Raw genomic sequence first — 8,891 nt, 5'->3', positions numbered from 1 at the left:
TCGATATTGATCTTGCGCTCATCTGTGCGTAATATCCGCTGACCGTACTAGAACCACATCTTTCCTAATATTTAACATCGCAATACATTTTGGAGCTGGCTATGCTGTGAGTAGCCGACGGCACTGTTTTGCTTAAAAACTAGGGCGTAGCATTAACGTTGTCGCGGCTCTATTGACACCGGAGGTCGCTAATGCTGATTTTCGTTCGCTCTTCCACAAGTGTTTAACCGAGATCAAATTAATAAGATTTATTAACTTAAATTATTTATTAAAATAATTTAAAATGTTCGGAATAAATATTTAAATTGCGATAACGTTATCGTACTCTTATGAGCCTTTTTATGTCGCAATCAAAAAATATTATTGTAGTAGGTAGCATCAACACTGATATGGTGGTGATGACTGAACGGTTCCCGAACCCGGGAGAAACTATCTCAGCAGAAAAGTTTTTTATGAGTCTCGGAGGAAAAGGGGCGAATCAAGCTGTTGCTGCAGCTAGACTAGGTACTCCGGTCGCTTTTCTTAGCCGTGTTGGTAATGACGCATTTGGCAGCCAAGCTATTAAGCAGTTAAAAAGCGAGAGCATCGATGTGTCCTGTATTCAGATTGATCCGGAACTAAGTTCCGGTGTTGCCCTCATTACTGTGGATAAGCAAGCAGAAAATTGTATCGTGGCTGCTTCTGGAGCTAATGCTTGCCTGACTTTTGAGAGTACAGGAGCCTTTGCAGATAAAATTACTGAAAACAGTATTGTGGTTATTCAGCTGGAGATACCGATGCAGACTATTGAAAAGACATGTCTTTTTGCCCGATCGAAAAACGCCACTATGATATTAAATCCTGCACCTGCACAATCTCTTACACCTGAGATATTGGCCGCTGTAGATATTATAACGCCCAATCAGACGGAAGCACACTTGCTTTCCGGAATATTTGTAACTGACGAGATATCCGCGAATCTCGCGGCGAACAAAATCCGGTCTTACGGGCCTGGGGTTGTTATCATTACTATGGGATCTCAGGGGGCTTATGTCTGTTCAGATAAAGAGTCCTTTATGGTGCCTGCATTAACAGTGGACGCTTTAGATACTACTGCTGCAGGAGATGTATTCAATGGAGCTCTGGCTGTTGGCCTGTCTCGCGATTACTCTTTGAAAGAAGCGGTTTCTTTCGCTTCTAAAGCAGCTGCTATCTCTGTGACACGTTTCGGAGCGCAGGATTCAGCGCCGACAGCAGCCGAATTATTCGACTTTAACATAAAAAGTTAACCTAATAGATCATTGAAACTAAGCTTTGAATTATGTTTATAGTATACAATTATGGCCTTGCCGTGTTGCTGTGTGCGATTACCATGTTGTGCTGGGGTTCATGGGGCAACACCCAGAAGATGGCATCAAAAAACTGGAGATTTGAGTTGTTTTATTGGGACTATGTCATCGGCATGGTACTCTTATCGTTGATCTCTGCCTTAACTCTGGGATCTATCGGAGATGAGGGGCGCTCCTTTTGGACGGATCTCAACCAAGCTGATTCAAAAAACATGTTCTCCGCACTCGTTGGAGGGGTAGTTTTTAATGCAGGAAATATTCTCTTGTCGGCTTCAATATCTATCGCCGGAATTTCTGTTGCATTTCCTGTTGGGGTGGGGATAGCCTTGGTTCTGGGGGTTATCGTTAATTATATGGCCGTTCAACAAGGAGACCCCTTGTTGTTGGGCTTAGGAGTATTATTTGTTGTCCTGGCCATTGTGATTAATGCATGGGCCTATCGCAGTAAAACCGATACTGTCGTTCAATCCGGCGGGAAGAAGGGGCTTTTTCTGGCTATTGCAGCTGGTGTGCTGATGGCATTTTTCTATCGGTTCATAGCAGCGTCTATGGATCTGAATAATTTGTCTTCTCCGGAGATTGGTAAAATGACTCCTTATACGGCTTTCTTTATTTTTTCTGTTGGTGTGTTGATTTCCAACGTATTATTTAACTCTTTACTCATTTACAGACCGTTTGTCGGGAAACCTGCGAGTTACAAAGATTACTTTTCAGGAACATTCAGCAATCATATCACCGGACTATTGGGGGGCACGATCTGGGGCGTAGGCAATGCTTTTAATTTGATTGCAGCAGGAAAAGCAGGAGCGGCAATTTCATACGGTCTTGGGCAGGGTGCGACGTTGGTGGCAGCTTTTTGGGGTGTATTTATCTGGAAGGAGTTTAAAGAGGTGCAACCAGCGGTGAATAGTAAACTTACGTTGATGTTTGTTCTTTTCGTGGTTGGTATCGGCTTTATAATAATAGCCGGTAAATAACAGGAGCTGCTCTCCATTTTTGACTTCTTATTTCCATTTAATATCCACACAAACTATTTTCATGAGACATTTTGTATTTACTTCATTGCTTATGTTGTTGGGTAACCTCGGTTGTCACGACATCTATGCCTCTGTTCCAAAACCCTTAAAGACTATTTCGAAACAACAGTTAGTCGATAAAATCAAAGGTGGCTGGGCAGGACAGACCATCGGAACGACCTATGGCTGGACTACAGAATTTATGTACCCGGGTACATATGTTCAAGATTATCAGACCTTGCCCTGGCATGATGATTACATCAACGAGGCAATGAGTGCATTTCCGGGCCTTTATGATGACGTATACATGGATCTCATGTTTGTCGGCGTACTCGAAAAAAAAGGACTACAGGCAGAATTGAAGGACTTTGGCGAGGCATTCGCACAAACCAAGTTTCAACTTTGGCACGCTAACCAGGTTGGTAGATATAATGTCCAGAATGGTGTTGCGCCTGAGATGGCTGGCAATTGGGTGAATAATCCTCATGCGGATGATATTGACTTTCAAATTGAGGCGGATTTTGCAGGATTAATGAGCCCCGGTATGCCTAAAGCAGCCACTCAGATTTCGCAGAAGGTTGGACAACTTGTGAATTCCGGCGATGGGCTATATGGTGGAGTATTCGTGGCTAACATGTATAGCAACGCCTTTCTAAGTAGTGATATCCAATTCGTTCTGGAAAATTCACTTTCCGCAATTCCCAAACAAAGTGACTTTTACAAGATAATTCGTGATGTAATCACGTGGCATAAAAAACATCCGAAAGACTGGAAGCAAACCTGGTTCTTATTGCAGCAGAAGTGGTCAGAAGAGGTTGGTTGTCCTTCTATGGTGTATCATCCTCTTAATATTGATGCCAAAATGAATGCCGCTTATGTCGTCATGGGATTGCTCTATGGTGAAGGTGATTACACTAAAACTGCTGAAATCGCGACTCGCGCAGGCCAGGATTCTGATTGTAATCCAGCGACAGCTCTGGGAGTTCTGGGCACTATAATCGGATACTCCAATATTCCGGATTACTGGAAGGCTCCTCTTGTAAAGGCTGAAAACAACAAGTTTAGTCATACTAACTATTCTCTAAAGGATGTGTATGAAATTGGATATAAACACGCGATAGAGAATCTTCAGCTTAACGGGGCAGTTATAACAGGTGAGACAATCACCTTTCCTAAGTATGACGTTATCGATGTTCCTTATGTGAAAAACTTCGAAGGTCATTATCCTAAAGAAACCGTTAAGATTAACAGAACTGTAAGTGATGAACTTGAATTCCAGTTCGAGGGAGTGGGTTTTGTGTTAAGAGGCGTTTCGCGAGATCCAAATAAAAATCTATCAGATATTTTGTCCGCTGATCTTTATATAGATGGAGTTCTAATGGAAACTGCCGAATTTCCAACTGAAGAGAGTAAAACTAGGGCAGATCTTTTCTGGAAATACCAACTTCCGAAGGGCAAGCACGCGGTAAAAGTGAAGATCAAGCGTGCTACGTCAAGCCAGAACCTATACGTCGTAGATTATCTGGTTTATGATAATAAGCCAACCCATGGCATGAAATATTAATCAATCAATCAAAACAAATATTACTCACGCTAATCAATTAACAAATGGAACATGAAAACTACAAAAGGTCTTCTTTGATTAAGATTTGCTGTTTTTGCTTCTTGCTTTTGCAAGTCGGATTTTCCTATGCGCAGTCACTCATAAAGGGTGTGGTCAGAGATCGACAAGACGAACCTCTTATTGGCGCCACGGTAAGTCTCGTAGAGGGAGGTGCATCAACAATGACAGATGCTCAAGGAAGGTTTACCTTGAGCGCAACAAAATTGCCCGCAACAGTGAGGGTTCGTTATGTCGGTTATGTTACAAAAGAACTGAGGGTATCTTCAACAGACAATGTGGTTATTCGGCTAGATAACGATGTGTCTGCTCTTCAGGAAGTAATGGTTGTTGCATATGGAACCCAGAAAAAGAGTACAATGGTAGGTTCGGTTGCTCAAATAAACGGAGATGAGATAAAAAGAGCACCCGCGATGAACGTTACAAATGCTTTGGCTGGTAGATTACCCGGCTTGACATCGTTGCAACAATCAGGACGTCCCGGTGCTGATGGCGCAGCCCTGTACGTGCGTGGTATTGGCACCTACGGCGGCAACAGAGGTCCTTTAGTCATTGTGGATGACATTGAGCGCTCTGCATCAACTCTATCTTACTTAGATCCGAATGAAATTGCCTCTATAACTGTCCTTAAAGATGCTGTAGCGACAGCTGCATATGGTGTTCAGGCAGCAAATGGTATTATCTTGGTCAAGACCAAATCCGGGAATATAAGCGATAAAACAAAAGTCTCTTACGACTTCTCGTATAGTATCGGTCAAAATACCAGAATGCCCGAGTTCTTGAATGGGCCTGATTACATGGCATGGTATAACAAGGGGACAGAACTGGATAACGAATTTCTGGCTGCTTATGGAAGACCAGTCGTTCCTTACGTGTATTCCCAGGAAATGATAGATGCGGTTCGTAATGGTACGAACACGAATCCCTTGCTAGGAAATACGGATTGGGTGGGACTAACTACTGGTAAAAATAGTAAATCGCAACACCATTCCATCACCTTGTCCGGAGGGTCGAATAAAACGAAGTATTTCACAGGTGTCAATCACATGAATCAGGACGGTATTGTGAATAATACCAATTTCAAACGCTATAACGTGCGGTCTAATGTTGATAGCCGCTTAAATGATTATTTGTCAGTAGGTTTTAATTTGGGATTAAGACACCAGATTACGAATACGCCTGGTATTGCTCCGGATGACGGAGCCTTTGGAAATCCAATTTGGCAGGCAACTCGTATGCTGCCTAATACACCCATGTATGCTCCCAATGGTTTGCCTACTTCTTTATTGTCTAATGGAACCCTGAATCCAATTGAGACAATGAATAATACCGGGTACCAGAACTATAAGCAAAATTCATTCGAAGGGCAGGCATTTGTTAATTTTTACGTTCCCAAAATAGAGGGCCTGGTTGCGAAGGTGCAAGCAGCTTATGATTTTTCGGATCAACAAAGTAAGACGTTTTTGAAGCCATACGAGTCCATGCGTAAGAGTTTGGACCAGGTATCAGGCGATTATGTGCATGACAATACTCCCTTAGGTATTACAGTGAATACGTTGAGGCAGGGATATTCAGCAAGTGTACGCAAGACCTTGCAAGGGAGTTTATCCTATAGCCGGGTATTTAACAATGATCATTCAGTGGGTGGTTTAGTATTGTACGAATATTCGAATACGAACGGAAATAATTTCTCTGCCGGTGCCAGTAACTTTGATATTGATCTGATTCAAGAAATAAACTACGGTTCTAAAGATCCAAAATTCTTCGTTTCGCCAACTGGAGCTTCGAATGCCGAGACTGCTAGGGCAGGAGTGGTGTCAAGATTTAACTACGCTTTTAAAGGTACATACTTATTGGAGGTGGTGAATAGGTGGGATGCTTCGGCTAATTTTGCGAAAAATAATCGCTGGAAATCCTTCCCTGCTTTAGGATTGGGATGGGTTGTTTCTAAGGAAGAATTCTTCGATGATACTTTTCCAAAAATTGACTACTTCAAAGTCAAAGGATCACTTGGTAAGTCTGGAAATGATAGAGCGCAGGTTGGAACATTTCCCTATTTAGCCACATTTTTGCAAAATACATCTCCTGTTGTCGTTATTGACGGCAAACCTGTTGCTGCAGTTTATACTTCAAATATCCCTAACCCCGATCTTAAATGGGAAGAATCCACCAGCTATAACATCGGTTTTGAATCCAAATTTTTCAATAACAAGCTCGGATTGGACTTCGAATGGTTTTATCGTTTGACGACCGGTATTCTGGGAAGCGTGAGTAATTTATACCCGCTCTCCATCGGAGGGTATTATCCTGCATTGGCAAATATTGGAGAAGTTGATAATCGCGGATTTGATGCTCAAATTAAGTATGACAATCAGTTTGGTGATTTCCGCTTAGGTTTAACAGGTAATGTAAACTGGGCGAGAAACAGAATCCTGAGAATGGACGAGCCGTCGGGTACTCGTTCTTATAACAGCGTGATAGGTAAGTCAATAGGAACAAAGATAGGATTTGTGTCAGATGGGTTTATTGACAGCTGGGAGGAAGCTAAAACCTTAGAAGGTATTTATGGTAAAAATGTAGCTCCTGGATATTTTAGAATAAGGGATCTAAATGGGGATGGACGTATTGACGCCGGACTTTTAGATGATATGACTTATATAGGAAGATCAAATGTCCCTGAACTCATGTTCGGACTTAATATTGACATGGCCTATAAAGGGTTTGATTTTTCAGCGCTCTTGCAAGGAGCTGCATTAGCTGATGTCAGTTTAGGTGGGCTATGGGAAGGGTCGCTTGGTACATCGGGATTTGATGCAGACAACCTATACACCCGTGCATTTTATGCCGGAGGAAACTCGCCATATTTTATTATCGAAAATGCATGGACGCCTGATAATCCAAATGCTGAGTTCCCTCGTTTATCTGCGGGTAAGGACGGAAGTGTGGCCGCTACGGACAATGCATTCCGTAATTCGGGTTGGATTCGAAAAGGCGATTACTTGAGATTGAAAGCAGTTCAGTTAGGATACACATTGCCTAAATCAGTAATGAGTAAAGCACATGTAGACAATTTAAGACTTTTTGTTACCGGGTCTAATTTATTCACGCTGGATCATGTAAAGTATTTGGATCCAGAAATGCCAAATGTCAACAATGGATTTTATCCGCAACAACGTATTTACTCATTTGGTGTTAACGTAACTTTTTAATATGCTTATTATGAAATACTTATATAAGGTAAAATCTAAGACTCTCGCCATTTTAGCTGCTTCCATGGTTACGCTAAATAGCTGCGATATAGATGTAATCCCTCAGGATAGATATGCAGAAGATGTTATATGGTCTGACCCCAAGACGATGGAGATGTATATCAATGGATTATACGCTGAGTTTAAAAATTTCCAGTTCGGATTATTCCCTGGTTTAGGGACTAACAATAGCGTTGATGCATTAGCCGACGCGTTAAAATATACTTCTAACGTCCCAGGAATTGGTACAGTTAACTTAATGGCAACCAATGCCTCCGGCATTAATCCTGGGGCGGTAGGATTAAATTATTGGGCCACCGGTTATTCTCGTATCAGACGTGTCAATGAATTTCTTAATGGATTACATCATAAATCTGTTGTAAGTGATAGCGAAAAGCTTAAATATGAAGCAGAGGCCAAATTTATCAGAGCCTATTCTTATTTCTGGCTAGCGAAGATTCACGGGAGTGTTATTATACTGAAAGATATTAACGAATACGCCAATAAGAATAATCCTAGGTCAAGTGAGAAAGATGTGTACGACTTTATTATTGAGGATTTAACCTTTGCAGGAGAGAATCTCGCGAAGACAAACCTTTCAGGACGCGCAACGAAGGGATCGGCATATGCCCTTCTTTCCAGGGTAGCGTTACATGCAGGATCTATCGCGCAATATGACAAGAAAATTTACAATCAAGATCCGTTAACGGGTATACCTGCTAATCTGGCGAGGGAATACTTCACTAAGGCTTCGGATGCAGGGCAACAGGTTATCAATCTGGCCAACGAAGGATTGTATGATTTTGAAACGGATTTTACTACAATATTTTCTAAGAAGGACACAAAGGAATCAATCTTTCGAATTGACTTTGCTGCGCCGAACATGACGCATCAATATGATTTGTGGTTTGCTCCACCAAAAGATGATGCAACAAATAATGCGCAAGTGTTAGGCGTCCCCACTGCTGAAATCGTTGATGAATTTGAAATGGAAGACGGGACTAAATTCTCATGGAATAATGCAGCTCATGCTACTAACCCTTATGCAAATAGAGAGAAGAGATTTGCCGCAACAATTCTCCATAATGGTGCACAATGGAGAGGAAGAACCCTTAATACTACACCCAATGATAATGTTGAAGGCTTTATTCCCTATGGCGAAGTTGGTAATCCGCGTCGCACCGTTACAGGCTATTATTTACGTAAATTCTTAGATCCTACTAATTCAAGCTTCTATGTGAACGGTAGTACCCAAAGCTGGCATGTATTGCGGTATGCGGAAGTATTGCTGAATGTAGCAGAAGCAAAGCTACATCTGGAGGATTTTAATGGGGCTGCATCTCTACTTTCGACCCTTAGAAGCAAGCGTGGCCTTCCGGCTGTAGCGTTTGGTAGTCTCACCCAGGGCATGATTGCTATCGAGCACGAGCGAGCAGTTGAACTGGCTTTTGAAGGTCACCGTTATTGGGATTTAAGACGTTGGCGCAAAGCGCATATTACTCTTAACGACCGCAAAATGACTGGTCATCGCATTGCCGCAGCGGGTAACTCACTTAATTACGAAGTCGTACCTGTCGACGATGCTGACAGAGAATTTACAACCAAAATGTATTATTTCCCTATTCCTGCCCCGGAACTGACGAACAATACAGAGTTAACTCAAATTCAGGGATGGTAA

The 8,891-nt window shown here is 42.1% G+C and carries 5 protein-coding genes; all 5 read left to right on the top strand.

The window, feature by feature from the left end:
- Window positions 1-341 precede the first annotated feature (341 nt).
- The 5 genes from rbsK to ACKI5J_RS07080 all read left to right on the top strand — a co-directional run bounded on the left by rbsK (window position 342) and on the right by ACKI5J_RS07080 (window position 8,891).
- Complete coding sequence (gene rbsK / locus ACKI5J_RS07100) at window positions 342-1,268, top strand: ribokinase (RefSeq protein ID WP_407427953.1); 927 nt, start codon at window positions 342-344, stop codon at window positions 1,266-1,268.
- 32 nt (window positions 1,269-1,300) lie between these two features.
- The gene (locus ACKI5J_RS07095) at window positions 1,301-2,305 is read left to right on the top strand and encodes a GRP family sugar transporter (RefSeq protein ID WP_407427949.1); all 1,005 of its coding nucleotides are present in this window, start codon (window positions 1,301-1,303) and stop codon (window positions 2,303-2,305) included.
- 61 nt (window positions 2,306-2,366) lie between these two features.
- Complete coding sequence (locus tag ACKI5J_RS07090; RefSeq protein ID WP_407427947.1) at window positions 2,367-3,908, top strand: ADP-ribosylglycohydrolase family protein; 1,542 nt, start codon at window positions 2,367-2,369, stop codon at window positions 3,906-3,908.
- A 44-nt stretch (window positions 3,909-3,952) separates the two neighbouring features.
- Window positions 3,953-7,174 carry a SusC/RagA family TonB-linked outer membrane protein gene (locus tag ACKI5J_RS07085; RefSeq protein WP_407427945.1) on the top strand — a complete coding sequence of 1,074 codons (3,222 nt, stop codon included), beginning with the start codon at window positions 3,953-3,955 and terminating at the stop codon, window positions 7,172-7,174.
- 10 nt (window positions 7,175-7,184) lie between these two features.
- The gene (locus ACKI5J_RS07080; RefSeq protein ID WP_407427943.1) at window positions 7,185-8,891 is read left to right on the top strand and encodes a RagB/SusD family nutrient uptake outer membrane protein; all 1,707 of its coding nucleotides are present in this window, start codon (window positions 7,185-7,187) and stop codon (window positions 8,889-8,891) included.

Source organism: Arcticibacter sp. (assembly GCF_045629565.1).
In the GTDB taxonomy this organism is placed as follows: Bacteria; Bacteroidota; Bacteroidia; order Sphingobacteriales; family Sphingobacteriaceae; genus Arcticibacter.
Note: the sequence above shows the minus strand (reverse complement) of the source record. Positions and strands in the feature narration are given on the sequence as shown.